This window comes from Flavobacterium sp. ZT3R18 (assembly GCF_007097385.1).
Taxonomy (GTDB): domain Bacteria; phylum Bacteroidota; class Bacteroidia; order Flavobacteriales; family Flavobacteriaceae; genus Flavobacterium.
The window spans coordinates 107,270-127,001 of the sequence record NZ_VJZS01000006.1; the positions used below are offsets into that span (position 1 = coordinate 107,270).

General features: G+C 36.2%; 15 protein-coding genes. 5 read left to right on the forward strand and 10 right to left on the reverse strand.

Annotated features, from left to right (window positions below):
- Positions 1-137 precede the first annotated feature (137 nt).
- Positions 138-1,892, forward strand: coding sequence for an ABC transporter ATP-binding protein (locus FNW52_RS08795; protein WP_143377089.1), 1,755 nt, complete (start codon positions 138-140; stop codon positions 1,890-1,892).
- A gap of 179 nt (positions 1,893-2,071) precedes the next feature.
- Here FNW52_RS08795 and FNW52_RS08800 read toward each other — a convergent pair whose 3' ends face one another.
- The 3 genes from FNW52_RS08800 to FNW52_RS08810 form a co-directional block, all read right to left on the reverse strand.
- Positions 2,072-2,419, reverse strand: a complete 348-nt coding sequence (locus FNW52_RS08800) for a GIY-YIG nuclease family protein (RefSeq protein WP_143377090.1) — start codon at positions 2,417-2,419, stop codon at positions 2,072-2,074.
- A 368-nt stretch (positions 2,420-2,787) separates the two neighbouring features.
- The gene (locus FNW52_RS08805; protein ID WP_143377091.1) at positions 2,788-3,657 is read right to left on the reverse strand and encodes a DUF808 domain-containing protein; all 870 of its coding nucleotides are present in this window, start codon (positions 3,655-3,657) and stop codon (positions 2,788-2,790) included.
- A 275-nt stretch (positions 3,658-3,932) separates the two neighbouring features.
- Positions 3,933-4,427, reverse strand: a complete 495-nt coding sequence (locus FNW52_RS08810; protein WP_143377092.1) for a DUF4199 domain-containing protein — start codon at positions 4,425-4,427, stop codon at positions 3,933-3,935.
- A gap of 1,204 nt (positions 4,428-5,631) precedes the next feature.
- On the opposite strand from FNW52_RS08810, the gene FNW52_RS08815 reads away from it, so the two are divergent.
- From FNW52_RS08815 to FNW52_RS08825, 3 genes are all read left to right on the forward strand, one after another.
- On the forward strand, positions 5,632-6,753 hold the full coding sequence (locus FNW52_RS08815) for an aminotransferase class I/II-fold pyridoxal phosphate-dependent enzyme (protein WP_143377093.1): 1,122 nt from the start codon (positions 5,632-5,634) through the stop codon (positions 6,751-6,753).
- Complete coding sequence (locus FNW52_RS08820) at positions 6,750-7,709, forward strand: ornithine cyclodeaminase family protein (protein WP_143377094.1); 960 nt, start codon at positions 6,750-6,752, stop codon at positions 7,707-7,709. The genes FNW52_RS08815 and FNW52_RS08820 overlap by 4 nt, the downstream gene beginning before the upstream one ends.
- Before the next feature lie 1,097 nt (positions 7,710-8,806).
- A complete protein-coding gene (locus tag FNW52_RS08825; protein WP_255515530.1) occupies positions 8,807-9,442 on the forward strand; it encodes a hypothetical protein in 636 nt (211 codons plus the stop codon).
- Positions 9,443-9,819: 377 nt separating this feature from the next.
- On the opposite strand, the gene FNW52_RS20710 is transcribed toward FNW52_RS08825, so the two are convergent.
- Together FNW52_RS20710 and clpB are read right to left on the reverse strand one after the other, a co-directional pair.
- Positions 9,820-9,993, reverse strand: a complete 174-nt coding sequence (locus FNW52_RS20710; RefSeq protein ID WP_185965940.1) for a hypothetical protein — start codon at positions 9,991-9,993, stop codon at positions 9,820-9,822.
- A gap of 362 nt (positions 9,994-10,355) precedes the next feature.
- Positions 10,356-12,962: an ATP-dependent chaperone ClpB gene (gene clpB / locus FNW52_RS08830; RefSeq protein ID WP_143377096.1), complete on the reverse strand. Its 2,607-nt coding sequence runs from the start codon at positions 12,960-12,962 to the stop codon at positions 10,356-10,358.
- 310 nt (positions 12,963-13,272) lie between these two features.
- On the opposite strand from clpB, the gene ytxJ reads away from it, so the two are divergent.
- Positions 13,273-13,683 carry a bacillithiol system redox-active protein YtxJ gene (ytxJ, locus tag FNW52_RS08835; protein WP_143377097.1) on the forward strand — a complete coding sequence of 137 codons (411 nt, stop codon included), beginning with the start codon at positions 13,273-13,275 and terminating at the stop codon, positions 13,681-13,683.
- 132 nt (positions 13,684-13,815) lie between these two features.
- Here the strand turns inward: ytxJ and FNW52_RS08840 are convergent, their stop codons facing one another.
- The 5 genes from FNW52_RS08840 to FNW52_RS08860 form a co-directional block, all read right to left on the reverse strand.
- Positions 13,816-15,003: a hypothetical protein gene (locus FNW52_RS08840; RefSeq protein WP_143377098.1), complete on the reverse strand. Its 1,188-nt coding sequence runs from the start codon at positions 15,001-15,003 to the stop codon at positions 13,816-13,818.
- Positions 14,987-15,985 carry a DUF2157 domain-containing protein gene (locus FNW52_RS08845; RefSeq protein WP_143377099.1) on the reverse strand — a complete coding sequence of 333 codons (999 nt, stop codon included), beginning with the start codon at positions 15,983-15,985 and terminating at the stop codon, positions 14,987-14,989. The genes FNW52_RS08840 and FNW52_RS08845 overlap by 17 nt, the downstream gene beginning before the upstream one ends.
- 458 nt (positions 15,986-16,443) lie before the next feature.
- Positions 16,444-17,022 (reverse strand): hypothetical protein, encoded by a 579-nt coding sequence (locus FNW52_RS08850; protein WP_143377100.1) that lies wholly within the window; start codon positions 17,020-17,022, stop codon positions 16,444-16,446.
- A 179-nt stretch (positions 17,023-17,201) separates the two neighbouring features.
- Positions 17,202-18,482, reverse strand: a complete 1,281-nt coding sequence (gene argH / locus FNW52_RS08855; protein WP_143377101.1) for an argininosuccinate lyase — start codon at positions 18,480-18,482, stop codon at positions 17,202-17,204.
- Positions 18,483-18,606: 124 nt separating this feature from the next.
- Entirely contained in the window at positions 18,607-19,674 is a 1,068-nt protein-coding gene (locus tag FNW52_RS08860) for a M20 family metallo-hydrolase (protein WP_143377102.1), read from the reverse strand.
- Positions 19,675-19,732 lie beyond the last annotated feature (58 nt).

The following is a 19,732-nucleotide window of genomic DNA, read 5'->3' on the forward strand; positions in this document are numbered from 1 at the left end:
TTGAGGATTTCGACAAAAGGATATGTTATATAATAACGGTAATTTGTTGTGTTATTATTGTGTCATTTTTAATTATTTGAACTCAATATTTGAATTCAATAGTTGTAGTTTTGCATTTCAATTTTTTAGAAAGAACAATGAAAATATTATATACCTATATCAAAGATCACAAGCCTTTATTATTTTTGGCTTTGTTTTTAGCAGCAATTAATCAATGTTTTTCGTTATGTGACTCCATTATTATTGGTAAATTACTGAATCAATGCGGTGTTGGGGTAGCTAATTTTAATCGTAATTTCCCTGATTTTACCAAAGCAGTTTTAGGTTGGTTGGCTCTATCATTAGGAGCTGCAATGATGTCCAGAATTGCTAAGAATTTTCAGGATTATTTTACCAATATTATTATTCAGCGAACAGGGGCAAAAATGTATACGGATGGTATTCAAAAAGCATTGGAGCTGCCTTTTCAGGATTTTGAAGATCAACGAAGCGGTGAAACATTGGGCAAGCTTCAGAAAGTAAAAATAGATTGTGAAAAGTTCATCACTTTATCTATTTCGTTGGTTTTTCAATCCCTTATCGGAATCACATTTGTGGTAGTTTATGCTATTTCCATAGATTGGTTGTTGGGTCCCATTTTTTTAGCAACTGTTCCTGTTATTGCTTTTATCAGTTCTTTTTTGGGCAAAAAAATCAAGAAAGTTTCCAGAGAAATATTGGGGGAAACAACCGCTTTGGCTGGAGCAACTACCGAATCGTTGCGCAATATAGAACTAGTGAAAAGTTTAGGTTTAACGGAGCAGGAAGTGAATCGTTTAAACAGTACGACTATAAAAATTTTAGGACTGGAATTGAAGAAAGTACGCTTTATTCGTTCATTGAGTTTCATCCAAGGAACAACCGTTCATTTTATGAGAACCGGTTTAGTTTTTGCGTTATACCTGTTTATTTTTCAAGGCATCATCAAGCCGGGAGATTTGATTACCTTAATGTTTTTCTCCTTCTTTTTGTTTAATCCCCTACAGGAACTTGGTAACGTTATAGCGACGTATAACGAAACAAAAGCCTCGATGGATAATTTTGGTAATTTGATGAATGCCAAAAGCGAAGAGAAACCACTGTTCCCAAAAACAATTGGGTTTATCAATAATTTGAGATTTTCAAATATTTCTTTCAGGCATCAAACCGCTACTTCTTATGCTGTTAAAGATATTTCTTTTGAAGCGAAAGCGGGAGAAACGATTGCTTTCGTCGGACCTTCGGGAAGTGGAAAGACTACTTTGGTAAAAATGTTGGTTGGGCTATACACTCCAGAGGAAGGAGCTATTTTTTATAATGAAATAAACGCCAAAGACATTGACTTAACGGAGTTGCGACAACAATTGGGTTTTGTGACTCAAGATGCACAATTGTTCTCAGGAACCATAAAAGACAATTTATTGTTTGTAAAACCCAATGCAACCGATGCCGAAATAAATGATGTGTTGCAAAAATCAGCCTGCCAAAATTTATTAGAGCGTGCCGAAAAAGGATTGGACACTACTATTGGCGAAGGCGGCATTAAAGTATCTGGTGGGGAAAAACAGCGATTATCCATTGCAAGAGCGCTATTGAGAAACCCAAGATTACTGTTGTTTGATGAAGCTACCTCGGCTCTTGACTCTATCACGGAAGAAGAAATCACGCAAACCATTCGAAGCATCTCTTCCAAACAAGACCAAATTACAGTTTTGATAGCCCATCGTTTGTCTACCATCATGCATGCGGACAAAATATACGTGTTAGAGCAAGGAGCTATTATAGAACAAGGAAAGCATCAAGATCTATTGAATGAAAAAGGGTTGTATTACGCTATGTGGAGACAGCAAATAGGGGAAAGGAAGATAGTGTAAGAATTGTTGAACTTTATTTTACGTTCGCAAGGACTTTGATTGTGGAATTGTATTATTTTTCAGCGTGTGTTGTGAAGTCATAGAATGCAGAGCTGGGTTTAGGTAGGACGCCCCAATTTTATGTGATTCCTCCTTCGTCGGAATGACAAACGTATCCTTTAACGAACTCTCATTTTTTGTCATTCCGACGAAGGAGGAATCACATTGCAGTTGACAAAACGATGATTTAAAAATTCAAAATTGTCATTAAACGAACGGATTAAATCTAATTTCTTGTCTCTTCTCCAACCTTTAATTTCCTTTTCTCTAGCTATGGCTTGCTGTACCCAAGTAAACTTTTCGCAATAGACTAAAAACTCAATATTATATTTTGATGCAAAAGTTTTAATTCCTTTTTCGATGTTTTCTTTATGCTGTTGTAACCTTACCCCTAAATTATTTGTCATGCCAATATAATAGGTTGACCTATACTTATTCGTAATAATATAAACATAATAGCTATGATAACCCTCTGTAAATTCAATCATATTTTAACAAGTTGATGTCATTATAATGCTTTCTGTCATTCCGCGGTGGAATTTTTATTCAAAAAAAAGCAATATGAAATGACGTTTTTCATCTGTTTAGAAAAAACGTCAATGGTAGGCACGAGGAATGACATATTACAGGACAAACTTTGTGTGATTCCTCCTTCGTCGGAATGACAAACGTATCCTTTAACGTACTTATCTTAATTTTTGTCATTCCGACGAAGGAGGAATCACATTTAGTATATCCGTTTCAATGATTTTTTGGTTTTACTTTTTGTAATACAATTCCACTTCACAAAGACTTTGATTGTAGAATTGTATTAAGAAAAGTAGATTCTATTTTTTTTTTTAAATTATTGCGTTCCTTATTTTTTTCCAATCATCTTTTTGAATAGGTTTACAATTCCCAAAACAACCAGTCCAATTATAAGCCCGATGCTAAACTCTTTTAGAATGGAGGGTAATTGGGGTAATACATGATGTAAATAATCAATATTATGTACAAATATACCACCAGCGACTAAAATCAAAGCTATTGTACCAATAACAGCCAAACTTTTGATGACTTTTGGCAGCGCTTGTACCAGTATGTTTCCTATAGTTTTTGATAGGCTACGTTCTTTAGTGCTCAGTCCAATAAGTTTAAAACCCAGTTCATCCATTCTTACAATTAGGGCTACAATGCCGTAAACACCAATGGTTGCTAGTATTGCAATTATGGAAACAACCATAATCTGTGATGAAATAGGTTTTCCTATTACGGTGCCTAGTGCAATAATTACTATTTCTACTGATAAAATGAAATCGGTTACAATTGCTGATTTTATTTTATCGTTTTCAAAAGATAAAATTTCCGCTTCGGTCAACGGTTGCATTGAAATTTCTGGTTTTGAATGCTCATGAGGAAAGAAGTATTCGTATATTTTTTCGGCACCTTCGTAAGCTAAATAAAGTCCGCCAAGCACTAAAATTATTATAATTGCCAAAGGGGAAAATGCACTTAGCAGAAAGGCTATTGGTAAAATGATTAATTTATTGATAAAGGAACCTTTTGCAATTGCCCATAATACAGGGATTTCTCTTGAAGAAATAAATCCGGAAGCTTTTTCGGCATTTACGGCTAAATCATCACCTAAAATTCCTGCCGTTTTTTTTGCTGCAATTTTACTCATTACCGCAACATCATCCATAAGTGCCGCGATATCATCTAATAGTATGAAAAAACCTGATGCCATTATAATTGTTTTAGGAATAGTGTTGGTTTTGATATTGCATTACCAAAATTTAATCTATGTTTATTAATTGTTTATGTATGCGAATCTACCATTTTTTGGTTGAAATATTCAAGCCATCCGAGTATTAGCCCACAGATTGTACTGATTATGCGGATTTATGCGAATTTTTTTATTTGATGTATCTCAGACACTTATTTAATTCTGTGTATAATCCGTTCAATCCGTGTTGTCGGTGTACTATAATTTATACTTTGGATATAATATAGATAGACATATTATTTTTTCTTTAAAATTAATGCGCCAATTAATGAAACTACAATTCCTATGGGTAAAATTTCCATATAAGTTAGTACAATTATCATTAACGGATTTTTATACCATTCTTTCATTTGATTCATTTCGGTAATTTTTGCGGCAAGCTCTTCAGGATTGGTATTTTTTAGTACCATTTCACTGTATTTGTCCATGAAATCTGGAAAAAAAATATAATAAATAATAAGCCAAACCATAACGTAAATGGTTGAAATGACAAGTGAAATGCCTAAGCCTGTTAGGAATGCTCTTTTAAAAGTGATTGCGCTATTATTGATTTCACGTTCTTTTTTTATACCCAATATTACGAAGGTAAAAGCCAAAAACATACTGGCAAAACCTATAATCGCACTGGGTTCGCGATCGGGATAGGTTTTCATATAAAAAATCATCGAAATCATAACAATAGAAACTATTATTCCTCCTAAAATTCCGTTTTTGAAGATGTTATTTTGCATAGTTATAGTTTTTGGGTTCGTACTCAAAGATAAATAAAAATTCACTTCATCAATTCCTGTTTGTGAATACCAATTCCCAGTCAAAAGGTGTTGTTGTTTTGGTTTTTGAGAGTTTCGATAGCTATCGGAAGAAGCAATCTTATTTAGTATATCGGCTCCAATCTGTAAAGTATGCTCGTGTCAGTGTCTAAAACAAAAAAACAACCCCGTTATGAAGTTGATTTTCTGTTTTTAGATTATAAATACTCGGCTTGTGTGCACGAGCCAGAGGCATCGCGCTAGCGGAAAAGACGCTTAAACTAGCGGGGAAGTCGTAATTCTTATGTGCATTCGCTAAGTCTTTTCGAGGAACGAAGCAATCTCATTTAGTATATCGGCTCCAATCTATAAAGTATGCTCGTGTCAGTGTCTAAAACAAAAAAACAACCCCGTTATGGAGTTGTTTTTTTGTTTTTAGATTGTAAATACTAGGCTTGTGTGCACGAGCCAGAGGCATCGCGCTAGCGAAATAGACGCTCAAACTAGCGGGGATGTTGGAATTTATGTACGTTCGCTGAGTCTTTGCGAGGAACGAAGCAATCACATTTGCTATATCCGTTTCAATGATTTGTTGGGTTTGCTTTTGATAGTGAGATTGCTTCGTTCCTCGCAAAGACTTTGATTGCGGAATTGTATTGGTTGCTCAGCGCGTGTGGCGAAGTCGTAATTCTTATGTGCGTTCGCTGAGTCTTTGCGAGGAACGAAGCAATCTCATTTAGTATATCGGCTCCAATCTATAAAGTATGCTCGTGTCAGTGTCTAAAACAAAAAAACAACCCCGTTATGGAGTTGATTTTCTGTTTTTAGATTGTAAATACTCGGCTTGTGTGCACGAGCCAGAGGCATCGCGCTAGCGAAATAGACGCTCAAACTAGCGGGGGAGACTTCGTAGAGCTGGGATGTTGGAATTTATGTACGTTCGCTGAGTCCTTGCGAGTTCCGATAATTATCGGAACTCGCAAGGACTTTGATTGCGGAATTGTATTGCTTGCTCAGCGTGTGTGACGAAGTCGGGAGACTCATATCTTTGCCAGAGCGGGTTGAAATGGTTAAAATTCCGTAGTTATTAAGTATTTGTTTGTTGTATTTTTTTCGTATTTAAAACCTTTTTGTTATATTTCACACTTATTATAGATTTTTTTTCCTAACGTAAGATTTTCAACACATGAAGATAAAACCATTTAAACTCGAAAGATTTTATACAATTCACGAGTTCACAGCACAATATTTATTATGTAGTTCTGATTGTGAATCAATGACAATCGGAGATTTACTACAATTGGAAGAAGGGGCTTCTAAAGACTTTAACAATCTATCGTTAAGTTATACAGAAACGAAGGGGAATCCTTCTTTGAGACAAAACATTTCGTCTATCTATTCTTCAATAACAGCAGATGAAATCTTGGTTTGTTCAGGAGCTCAAGAACCAATTTTTTTGTTTTCACAGGCAATTTTAAATAGCGGTGACGAAGTAATTATTCAATTTCCTTGTTATCAGTCGGTACAGTCTGTTCCCGAAAGTTTGGGTTGTAAAGTTGTAAATTGGACAGTAAAATATGACGACAATATACCTGTATTTGATATAGAAGAACTTGCAAAGCTAATAACTAATAAAACAAAGGTTATTTACTTGAATAGTCCACACAATCCAACAGGACATCATTTTTCAAAAGAAGAACAGTTAGTTATTGTCGCGTTAGCCAGAAAATATAATTGTATTATTTTTTGTGATGAAGTTTATAGAGAATTAGAGCATAAACCGGAATATAGGATACCAGCGTTTGCAGATATTTATGAAAATGGCGTTTCATTGGGTGTAATGTCGAAAGCATACGGATTGCCAGGACTTAGAATTGGATGGGTAGCGTCAAAACAAAAAGAGATTTTAGAGAAAATTGCAGTCCTAAAAGAATATACCACCATATGTAATTCGGCACCAAGTGAGTTTCTAGCGGGTGTTGCATTAAGAAACAGGGATGAAATTTTGAAAAGAAATCTTGAAATTGTTCAGACAAATATTCCTCTCTTGAATGCTTTTTTCAATACATATTCAGAGTTATTTACTTGGTATCAGCCAAATGCAGGACCAATTGGTTTTGTAAAAATGAATTTTGAATTTGATGATATGGCATTTGTCGAAAAAGTTGTGAAGGAAAAAAATGTATTGCTATTACCCGGTGAAATATATGATTACAGAGGTTTTTTTAGAGTTGGTTTTGGAAGAAAGAATATGCCGATAGCACTTGAAAAATTTGAAGAGTTTGTTAAAGAAAATTTACTGAAATGATAACAATTGAATTTGAAGAAATAAAAAAACTTGTAACTATCAGGGATTTATTTGAGCCAGTCAAGCAATCGTTTATTGATTACAGTTCGGGGAAAGTTATTGCTTCCCCTGTAAATTTACTTCACTTTGAAAATAATGCTGATGCACATATCAAAATAGCCGCTATTCAAGGCTATTCTTATTTTTCTATGAAAGTGGCTACGATGTTTCCACAAAATGAGACTAAAAATTTACCAGCCAATAGCGGTGTAATTTTTATGTTTAATGCAAATACAGGAGAATTTACAGCAATTTTAAAAGACCAGGGATATTTAACCGATTTAAGAACGGCTGCAGCAAGTGCTATCATAACAGATCAGGTTGCTACAAAAAACGCAAATTCAGTGTCAATTATTGGAACAGGTAATCAGGCATTTTATCAAGTAAAAGCCTTGAAAGAATTGAGAAATATTGAAAAACTAACTATTTATGGAAGAAATATTGACAAAGCAGAAATATTGAAAGAGAAAATTGAAAAATCCATTTCAAATATTTCAATCAATATAGCCAAGACAGTTGAAGAAGCTGTAAAAAATTCAGAAATAATTATAACAACTACATCCAGCACTTTGCCATTAATAAAAGCAAATTGGCTAACATCCGGACAGCATATTACAGCGGTTCGTGCAGATGATACATTCAAAAAAGAATTAGATACTCAATGCTTTGAAGATGCCAAAAGTATATTTGTTGATAGTATTGAATTAAATAAAAAATATGGTGAATTTAAAGATGCATTTGCTCAAAATCCATCTATAATTAATAAGACTTTTGAGTTTGGCCAATTACTTTCAGAAAGCATTGAAACAAATGAAAAAGTCGGCCTGACAATTGTAAAATTGGTTGGACTTGGAGTACAAGATTTAGCAACAGCGACAGTAGTTATGGACAGATACTTTTCTAAAAACAAATTATAAAAATTCCACGTGAGAGGAGCGGTGAATTTAGGACTCGTATGTACGTTCGCTGAGTCTTTGCGAGTTCCGATAGTTATCGGAAGAAGCAATCTCATTTAGTATATCGGCTCCAATCTATAAAGTATGCTCGTGTCAGTGTCTAAAACAAAAAAACAACCCCGTTATGGAGTTGATTTTCTGTTTTTAGATTGTAAATACTCGGCTTGTGTGCACGAGCCAGAGGCATCGCGCTAGCGGAATAGACGCTCAAACTAGCGGGGGAGACTTCGTAGAGCTGGGATGTTGGAATTTATGTACGTTCGCTGAGTCTTTGCGAGGAACGAAGCAATCACATTTGCTATATCCGTTCCAATGATTTGTTGGGTTTGCTTTTTATAGTGAGATTGCTTCGTTCCTCGCAAAGACTTTGATTGTGGAATTGTATTGTTTGCTTAGCGTGTGTAACGAAGTCGTATCTTGTATGTGCGTTCGCTGAGTCTTTGCGAGGTACGAAGCAATCTCATTTAGTATATCGGCTCCAATCTATAAAGTATGCTCGTGTCAGTGTCTAAAGCAAAAAAAACAACCCCGTTATGGAGTTGATTTTCTGTTTCTAGATTGTAAATACTCGGCTTGTGTGCACGAGCCAGAGGCATCGCGCTAGCGAAATAGACGCTCAAACCAGCGGGGGATCTTTCAAAACTTTGTTCCTTTCAACAAAATAATCGGGCAATTCTCAAAAAAAACAACAGCAAGACTTTTTACTGCATAACTTTCAAGCAATAATTGTAAATCCGTGTTCTTTATTGATCGGAAAGATTATGTCTGGACGAGCCATTTAAAGAACATCTTTTGTTTTATCAACCCGTGTCGGACTCATTTTTTTGATTTTTAAAATGCATAATAATTTTTTAAACAATCTAAAAATCAGGTATTTATACTTGATTTTTTTGTTTTGTAATACTGTGAGTTTGTTAGGTAATATTATAAAAAATTAAGATGGAGTCCAGAAACCATTTTAAAAACGGGGCGGAAACCGAAAAGCCAGAGAGTAGGGATGTAAAATAATCAAAGTTACTATGAAAACATTAGAAATTACAAGACCAAATTCAAAAGAATTGTTGAAGTATACTAATTTTGCCGTTGCATTGGAGTCTACAACTAAGGTTGTTAATATTTTGATTGACAGTGCTGATCTCCAGACTTTAAAGGATGCGCATTATATGTTATGTTTTGCAAAAAAGGTGGGGGATACCTATAATGTCGTTTGGCAGGCATATGCTGAATATTTAGGCAACAATGAGTTTAGCTGGACTCCCCAATATCAGCTTTTTGGAACCAATACTTTTAAAGATGCCGTTACTGTAAAAGGTTCAACAAATATAGTTTCAATAGGGTTAGGAGAACAAAGTACGCTTAATACTGCAGGGGTTCTTTCAGCACCTGTTAGCGGAGGATCAGACATAGCAATAAATATGGTAAATAATTATGGCAATATTCATCCTGGAGTTAATCAACTTTCTTATGGTGTGGATGGTAGCCAAGTTTCGACTCCTATTTATGTTGCCGAAGATGTGATGGTTTCAGGAACAGCCGAGCTTGTTCCTGTTGAGCAGGTTATGGTGTGGTTTCAGCAGAATATAAGTACATCTACCATGTTCAGCACTGTCAGAAGTAATGCTGTGGAGATTGATCTTACTACGACTAATGAAGAATCAAGACTCTATAAAGGAGGAAAATGGTCTAAAGTATAGTAATGCTTGTTTATTTCTGAATAAATTTCAGTTTTGAATATAGTTTAGAAGTCCCGCAAGTTTAAGCTTGCGGGACTTTTTTTAGGTTGCATTGTTTTAATTTAATTTCGTTGTGAATTTTTTATAATGGCTGTACAATTGTTCGGGTCAATTCACTGTTTTGGGAGCGATTGGTTTTTTTTTTTTGAATAATATTGCCCAATTTTTAGACTTTGTGATTTCCTGGGTTGAATTTTAAGCACTGGGTTTACTTCGCGTCCCTTAATGTCCATTAGATTAGTTTAATTAACGGATTTTGTTTTAGGCTTTTAAAAAAATAATAATAATTAGTTTCTTAAGTCTTTGAATAACAATTGTGTTTTTCATTGGCTTCGAAATCATGAATTCTTATAGGATTCAGTGAGTGAACAATAAATTAATTTAATATTATCTGATATTAACAAACCTGTCTCCTCTACACTTGAACCTAATAGTTTTTCCAAAAAACCTTTAGCTAATTCAACCCCCTTTTCTGCAACCGTTGAGGTTACATCTAATTTAATTTCTCCCATAATATTAATTTTTTCTTTTGTAAATATATCAAATATAAATAGAAAAGGGTATTCGTAAATATTTAACCTTTAGTTGTTTTTAAGAAAATATGTTGAAAAGACAACAACCACAAACCGTATCATTTCTTCTGAAAAACAAAATACCTCGCATAGCCCCGATGGGAGCAAGTATCCTTTTATGCCGGGGTTCGGGATAAAAGATACTGTGGACAGCGGGAGTGAAGTTGATGAAAAACCAAATACTTATGCTCTTAAATAAAAAAACTGCAAAGTGTCGCCACAATGCAGTTTTTTTGAATGTTGTTCTCGATACATTTTTTGTTCCATTTCATTACACAAAAAACACTCGAACTGACGGTTTTTTATTCGTGTGCCAACTCAGTTTGATTTCTAAAAACGAGACCGTCATCAAAGGCATCCAGTAAAATAATACTATCTGGTTTTACTCGACCGGCGAGGATTTCTTTGGAGAGTTGGTTGAGAACGTCTCTTTGAATTACTCGTTTTACGGGTCTGGCACCAAATTGCGGGTCATAGCCTTTCTCGGACAGATAGGCGATGGCCTCGGGTGTGGCGTCCATCGTGATGCCTTGTTGGGCAAGCATTTTGGTCACGCTTTTGAGTTGTAATCCTACGATTTGGGCAATATTTTTGGCTGTAAGTGGCGTGAACATTACGATCTCGTCGATACGGTTAATGAACTCGGGGCGTACCGTTTGCATCAGTAATCCCATCACTTCGATTTTGGCGAGTTCGGTGGCGGCTTCGACGCTTCCTTTTAGATTCTCAAATTTATCCTGTATAATTTGGCTTCCCATGTTGGAAGTCATAATGATAATGGTGTTTTTGAAATCGGCCAAACGTCCTTTGTTATCTGTCAAACGTCCTTCGTCGAGTACCTGCAACAAGATGTTGAAGGTGTCGGGGTGGGCTTTTTCGATTTCATCCAGCAGAATCACGGAATACGGTTTTCTGCGCACTGCCTCGGTCAATTGTCCACCTTCTTCATAGCCTATGTATCCTGGAGGCGCACCTACCAATCGGCTCACGCTGTGGCGTTCTTGGTATTCGCTCATATCGATTCGGGTCATGGCGTTTTCGTCGTCGAACAGGTATTCGGCCAAGGCTTTGGCAAGCTCGGTTTTTCCCACTCCTGTTGTTCCTAGGAAAAGGAAGGTTCCCACGGGTTTTTTTACATCTTGCAATCCAGCACGGCTTCGTCTTACAGCATCACTCACGGCTTCGATGGCTTCTTCCTGTCCCACAATGCGTTTGTGCAACTCTTCTTCTAGATGCAACAGTTTTTCTCTATCGCCTTGCAGCATTTTCGTTACTGGAATTCCGGTCCATTTGGCTACTACTTCGGCTATATCTTCGCGGGTTACTTCTTCTTTAATCAAGGAAGTTCCCGATTGGTTTTCCTGTAATTGTTTGGTAAAAACGGCTAGTCGCTCTTGGGCTTCTTTGATTTTTCCGTAACGAATTTCGGCTACTTTACCGTAATCGCCTTCACGCTCGGCACGTTCGGCTTCGTATTTGAAGTCTTCGATTTCGGTTTTTACGATTTGGATATTATCAACGACTTCTTTCTCGGATTTCCATTTGGCGTAAATCTCGTTTCGTTCTTCTTTGAGATTTGCCAAATCCAAACCAAGTCCTTTGAGTTTACTTTCGTCTTTTTCGCGTTTGATAGCCTCAATTTCGATTTCCAACTGCATAATTTTTCGATCCAAAACATCCAATTCTTCTGGTTTGGAGTTGATTTCCATGCGCAGTTTCGAAGCGGCTTCATCCATTAAGTCGATGGCTTTGTCCGGAAGGAAACGATTGGTGATGTAACGTTGCGAAAGGGTTACGGCAGCAATGATAGCATCGTCCTTGATTTGTACTTTATGGTGTGTTTCGTATTTTTCCTTGATTCCTCTTAGAATCGAAATGGCACTTTCGGTGTCCGGTTCTTCGATGATGATTTTTTGGAAACGGCGTTCGAGAGCTTTGTCTTTTTCGAAATATTTTTGGTATTCGTCTAAAGTTGTCGCACCGATAGCTCTCAATTCTCCACGAGCCAAAGCCGGTTTCAGGATATTGGCGGCATCCATAGCACCTTCGCCACCGCCTGCACCTACAAGCGTGTGAATTTCGTCAATGAATAACACGATGTCTCCTTCGGCTGCGATGACTTCTTTGACTACGGATTTCAATCGTTCCTCGAATTCCCCTTTGTATTTGGCACCCGCAATCAAGGCTCCCATATCGAGGGAGAATACGATTTTGTCTTTCAAATTATCGGGTACGTCGCCATCTACAATACGGTGTGCGAGACCTTCGGCAATGGCGGTTTTACCCACGCCGGGTTCACCCACTAGCATTGGGTTATTTTTGGTTCTTCGGGTAAGGATTTGCAATACGCGTCGAATTTCTTCGTCACGACCAATTACGGGGTCCAGTTTTCCGTTTCTGGCCAGTTCGTTGAGGTTTTTAGCGTATTTGTTCAAAGAATTGTAATTTTCTTCGGCAGAAGCTGAGGTTACTCGCTCGCCTTTGCGCAATTCTTCGATAGCGGCTTTCAATCCTTTTCCGGTTACACCTTGGTCTTTTAGGATTTGGGCTACTTTGCTTTTAGAGTCGAATATGGACAAAATCAAATGTTCGACAGAAACGTATTCGTCATTCATTTTTTTGGCGATGATTTCGGCTTCGTTCAATGTGGAGTTGGCAACTCTTGAAAGCTGAATTTCGCCTCCAGAAACTTTTGGAAAACTCTGTATGGTGCTGTCTAAAATTTGAAGAAACAACGGTACATTGACATTGAGTTTTTTCAAAATAAACGGAGCCACATTCTCATCTACTTCAAAAATAGCCTTAAAAATGTGTTCGTTCTCGATTTGCTGTTGACCCAAACTCTGAACCAATTGCTGTGAAAGCTGTATGGCTTCCTGCGATTTAATGGTAAATTTATTAATGTTCATGATTAAAGGTTTTTTTATTATTTTTTTAAGTTTATAGTAATTAGTGATTAGCAATTAGCTTTTAGCTTCGAAATAAAATTTCTTTTGCTGATTTTATGTAGTTATTTTTTACTTGTGATTAGTCCTAATTATAAATTGTCGCTAATCGCCCTGAAGCTAATCACTATTCACTAATTACTAATTACTAAATTTCACTAGCTTTGCAAAATAATCATCAAATGGTATTCCACTATAAATTTACGGACAATTTGACGTTTGAACTATGATTTCCATCATATTATAAAGACAAAAAGACATAAAATACGACAAAATGAGTATATTTAATTCCCTATTTGGTAATTCAGAAGAGAAGAAAACAACAGCAACAACAAATAAAATCAATTGGATTCCGCTAACTGATTTAGGTCAGCTGAATGAGATTGTAGCATTATCCAACGAAAAACCTGTAGCAATTTTCAAACACAGTACCCGTTGCAGTGTGAGTAGATTTGCATTGAAACAATTTGAGGTAGAGACGTTGCAATGCAACGTCTTTACGCAGGACAATGTATCGGCGTATTTTTTGGATTTGATAGAATATAGAGAAATTTCCAATGAAATTGCCAACCGTTTTCAAGTAGTGCACCAATCCCCACAAGTGTTGCTGATTAAAAACGGACAATCGGTTTATGATGCTTCGCATAGTGATATTAATGCGGAAGAATTGGCCGAGAGGTTATAGATTAAGTGGTTTGTATATAGTGTCTTGGTAAGTTGAACTCTTTTTTTGCTCGCAAAGGCGCTAAGAAGCAAAGAAAAAACACTTTTTAACTTTGCGTCTTAGCGCCTTTGCGAGAAATAGATCGATGAGATTCTAAAATCCCTCACTCGAACCGCCACCGCTAAAACCTCCACCGCCAAACTCCATTGGCGATTCTTCAACTTTAGCTTCTGGTTTAAGTCCAAATTGTGAAGCTACCACAAGAGTTTGTAGATTGGCAAAAGCATTTGGATTGGTAAAGCGATCGGCTTTGAAAGTGATTCCGGTTTCGTTGAACTTCGTTTTTTTTATGGCAAAATAAGTAAAAGCAAATACAACCAGTCCGCCAATGGTTAAGGCAACTTCCGGAGGTAAAACGTGATGATACATTCTAACGGTAAATAAGGTAAAGCAAAGTGCCAGAAAACCGACCCAAAGCATCATTCTATCTTTGTTTTTTAAAGAAAATATGAGGTAAATAATTGGAATTGAAATCGTAAAAGCCCAAAAGACTATCGCAAAAGGAATTTCAGGACTCACATCATCATAGTAATAGTTCTCAGAAAGGCTGAAATTTAATTCTCGTACCACATAATAATTTCCTGCGAGATAGAAAAGAATTAAGCAGAAGCCTTTGGCTAGTTTCAGTCCGTTAGCATAATAGGGAGAAGTTAGGTTTTGTACTGTTTTTTTGGCAATGAAATAACAAGCACCAGAAAAGAATAGCATCACAAAAGGCAAAATGGATTTTCCGATTACACAATACTCGAATGTTATGTACGCTAGACTTGCTGTTATTCCGAAGCAGGCGAGTAGTGCCAAAGAAAGATTGAGGTACCGCAGATAGGAGATACTCGACACGATTGCCATTACTATGATAACAATCAGATAGTTTGGATCGTAATTCTGTTCAAAGGTGAGACCAACCGCAATCAGTAATGCTAAAATGGCTCCCAAAATAAAAGCGTCATCTAAACCAAAACCAAAATAATTCATTTCTATAGACATAAACTCTTTCGCTCCAAAGCCGATTATAGCAAATAAATAGATGAAAAACAAATACGCATCGTCCATGATGCCTAATCCCAAAAGCGATATAAAGCCACAAATTGAGGCATACAACATACACCCCAGAATAAAGAAACCAATTCGGATAAAGATGTTATTTTGACTTTTAAGTTTTGGTAATTGGTTTCCAATAGATTTGTATTGTTCGGTACTAATGAAACCCGACTCTTTCAATCGATTGGCTTCTTCGTCTATATAAACATTGTCTAAAAGAGTTTTATCGTATGCTATCATCGGTAGTATTTTTATTGAAGTGTTTAATCAATTTTATGAATCCAATTATGGAGCCAATAAAATAAAAAGGGGTAGTGAAAATGAACACAGAGAATATGTCTTCCAAATGGATGGATTCTAAAATCTTCACAAATAAGATATTCATACCGATATAACCGTATAAAACCGTGAAAATGAAAAGTGAGATAGACCTGATTTGGAAACTTAAATTATAAAAATAATAAGCTGCAATTCCCAGCACTAATCCAAATGCCAACCAGTAATCCTCAAATAAGTTCACAATACAGGCAATGCTAACCAAATGAAGCGAAAAAGTAAGATAGACCAGATTGAAATGTTTTTTCAAGTTGATTTTGGTCGTGTACAAAACCCAAAGCAACAAAGTCAATCCAAAAGCCAATCCAATATAGCTCAAAGTTGTATTGTCAATCATTTCGTTTTCAAAAACATGCTTTGGATCTACCGAAAGTCCCAAATACGCCGCCATTCCTGTGATTCCAATGGATAAAACACTTTTGTTATCAAAATAATAGGCACAAAAAAAGCTGATGAGGGTGGGTATCAAAGTAGCCAATCCATAATGAGTACCAAAAGTTTGATATTGAAATTGCAAATAGCCCACAAACGTACAGCTCAATATAACGGCGGTAAGCACCAAATAATCATAAAGCGGATTGGGGAATGAAACTTCTTCTTTTTTGAAGCCTTCATGATTTTTAAAACAAAAATAAAAACAAGTTAGGGTTACCAAAAGCAACAATCCAAGGAGTGCGGTATGCCCAATGGTATCTATATTTTGGTAAATCAAAATCCCAATACCCGAAGTAAACAGCAGCATCGAAAGGTATAGTAAGAACTTCAATTCGTTATGAACCGAAAACAAATTTAACCCCCGATACTCCTTAATGACTTCCAATTGTTCCTCTGTAATGTGATTTTTGTCAAAAAGCATTTGAGTTGCTTGTTCTTCGAAATTCGCCATGCTATTGATTTAAGTTATTTCTCAAATATATAGAATTTTTAGTACTAATTTGTAATAAATGCGAATCAAGGGTTCAAATGTGTCGTTAGGTACTGAATATTGGTAGAAAAATAATTTCATCCGCATTTTTTGTCCCTTTAGGGACTAAACAATCCCTTTTCATATCTAAATTACGTAAAAATGTATAGTCCCTACGGGACATTGAGGGTATTGCTAATTTAATTCACTACCAATATTTAGTGCCTAACGGCACAAAAAACAGATTTCCAACCCTTGATTCACATAATAAAAGGTAGAGTAATTTTAAACAGTCAAGAATCAGGGATAGTAGTGTCATTTCTTTGAATTGTCTCTAGCTTTACATTGCCTTCAGCTTTTGCTGGAGGAAACTAAAAAGCATAAAAAAACCAATTTTCTGACTAGAAAAATTGGTTTCGTCAATAGGATTATGTAGTGTTTTATTTTTGGATTTTAATGTCAACTACAATTCTTGGGTCATAACCCACTCTGTGAACTGATTTAATGTAAATTGCTCCTTTTTTGCCAGCAGCATTTTTAAACAATACTACATTTGGCATTTGGCTATCAGGGAAAGAATCATCATTGTCTGCATCTATTTTGATAGCATCAAATTCAGAACCTTTTTCTATTTTGTTAAATTGATCAATAGTCAATAGGTCTTTCTGAGTATTAATGAATAAAGAAAGTGTTGCGTTTTTGAGACCATAATCAGCATCATTTGGACTGGTAAAATAGTTTAAGCTATAATTGGCACTATAAAAAGCAATATCAATTTTGGGTAAAATGGCAGCATCAATTTGTTTGGTTTTGTATGATTTTCCTAATTCGGTAGAAAAATACAGAGCCGCATCAAAACTTTCTGATTGGTCTAAAGAAAAAGTAACATCTTTAAAGGTTTTTAGGGTAGTAGTATCCGTTGCAACAGCATCTGTTTCTGTTGAATCGTCACTAGAGCAACTGATAATAAGTGTTGAGCCAGTAAATAGTAATAAAGCAATTTTTTGAATTAATTTCATGAAGTTAGTTTTATAATTTTTTTGTGAAAATACATAAAACTATGCGTGCATACTATTTTTTTAATGTTAAAAAATTGAGTTATTTATGTTGCTTATATTAATGTTTTAGGGGAGAATAGGTTACAAAAATAAATCCATAAAGTGATTTATGGATTTTTTTGCTTTATATTATTTTTGAATTAATAAGAGCTCATCATCTTCTCTTTAATTTCCTTTAAACACAAATTATTGATACTTCCTTCATGTGTATGTTTGGTTTCTTTTGGTGATTGGTAGGTTCCGTTTTCCAATTGCTCGGCAACAGCTTTATAGGCGTCTCTAAAAGGAATTCCCGCTACCACCATTTCGTTTAAAGTATCTACAGTAAACAGATAATTGTATTTGGGATCGTTTAAAATATTGTCTTTTACAGTAATGTCTTTGATAGAGAAAATAGCAATATCCAAACAGGCTTTTAGGTTTTGAATCGCTGGAAACAATCCTTCTTTCAAGAGTTGTAAATCCCTGTGGTAGCCGCTAGGAAGATTATTGGTTATCAAAGTAATTTCATAAGGCAAGGCTTGAATCTTGTTGCATTTTCCACGAATCAATTCAAAAACATCTGGGTTTTTCTTGTGAGGCATAATACTCGATCCCGTGGTAAGGTGCGATGGCAAACCGATAAAACCAAAATTCTGACTCATATACAAACACACATCCATAGAAAATTTAGAAAGGGTAGAAGCCACACTGCTCATGGCAAAAGCGACTGTTTTTTCTGATTTTCCACGGCTCATTTGTGCGGCAACCGAATTGTATTTTAAGGTTGCAAAACCTAATTCTTGTGTTGTGAATGTTCTGTCAATAGGAAACGAACTGCCGTAACCCGCAGCAGAACCCAACGGATTTTGATCCACAATTTTCAAAGCGGCATTTAGCATCGTAATATCGTCAATCAGACTTTCGGCATAAGCAGAAAACCACATCCCGAAAGAGGAAGGCATCGCAATTTGAAGGTGTGTGTAACCTGGTAATAATACATTTTGGTGTTTCTCTGCCGATTCCATCATTAAATCAAAAAGCGTTTTTACTTGCTCTTTCAATTCTTTGACTACATCTTTTAGATATAAGTTGACATCGACTAAAACCTGATCGTTACGGGAACGTGCGGTGTGTATTTTTTTTCCGGCATCCCCTAGTTTTACAGTCAACAAATATTCGATTTTGGAATGCACGTCTTCAAAACTGTCTTCGATTTCGAAATTCCCGTTTGCGATGTCTTCTATAATTTCGTTCAAAGCCAAGACTAATGATTCGGTTTCAGCATTGGTGAGTAGTCCAATTTGTCCCAACATTTTGGCGTGGGCAATAGATCCCAAAGCATCGTATTTGGCTAAAACCAAATCGAGCTCTCTATCGTTTCCTACTGTAAAATGTTCGATTTGTTTGTCGGTTGGTATTCCTTTTTCCCAAAGTTTCATATTCAATTTTAGATTTTAAATTTTAGATTTTAGATTTGAAAACAGCCGTTTACAAGCCTGAAAATGCTAAAATAAATTATTTGTTTTTTTTAAATCCATAAGTCCTAAATTGGAATTTGGAATTTTATTTCAAAAAGTCTCCCAGTATTTTGATATACAATTGGATGCCTTCTTCAATTTCGTTTACATATATAAATTCGTCTGCCGAGTGCGACCGCAGGGATTCTCCTGGGCCTAATTTTAAGGATTGACAACTCAAAACGGACTGATCCGAAAGGGTAGGCGAGCCATAGGTTGTCCTTCCCAATGCGATTCCGGCTTGCACCAAACCGTGCGAAACGGGAATAGACGAGGCGTTTAAGTGCATCGAACGCGGTGTGATTTGAGCGGTTAAATTCTTGTTGACCGTTTCTAAAATCTCTACATTGCTGTAACAATCGTTGACACGGATATCGACCACCAAATGGCATTCGGCAGGAACTACGTTGTGTTGTTTCCCTGCATTGATTTGGGTTACGGTCATTTTTACAGGACCTAAAACCTCCGATAGTTTTTCGAATTGATAGCTGTTGAACCATTGAATAACGGACATTGCATTATAAATTGGATTGTCAAGGTTTTGGTGAGCCGCGTGACTGGCGGTACCTTTGACAACGACATCGAGGACCAACAATCCTTTTTCGGCTACGGCCAATTGCATCAAAGTGGGTTCGCCTACGATGGCACAATCCAACTCGGGTAAATGTTTCAAGACACTGTTTAAGCCTTTTTTACCGCTGCTTTCTTCCTCGGCCGAAGCCACCATTACGATATTATGGGAAAGGTTTTCTTTGGCATAAAAATAAACAAAAGTCGCCATAAGAGATACCAAACATCCGCCCGCATCATTACTGCCAAGTCCGAATAATTTATCATCTTTTACGATAGCTTTGAACGGATCGTTGGTATAGCCCTGATTGGGTTTTACGGTATCGTGATGGGAGTTGAGTAATAATGTAGGTTTGGCTTTATCAAAATGCTGATTGAAAGCCCAAATATTATTGTTTTCCCTCTCGAAAGGAATGTTGTTTTGACGGAACCAATTCTCGATTAAAAGCGCTGTTTGCTCTTCTTCACTCGAAAAGGAAGGAGTTTCAATTAGCGATTTTAATAACGTGATGGCTTCTTGTGTTAGGGTTTCTATGTTTTTCATTTTTTACTGCAAAGGCGCAAAGGCGCTAATTTTTTATTTTACTTTTAAATTCGTGAAA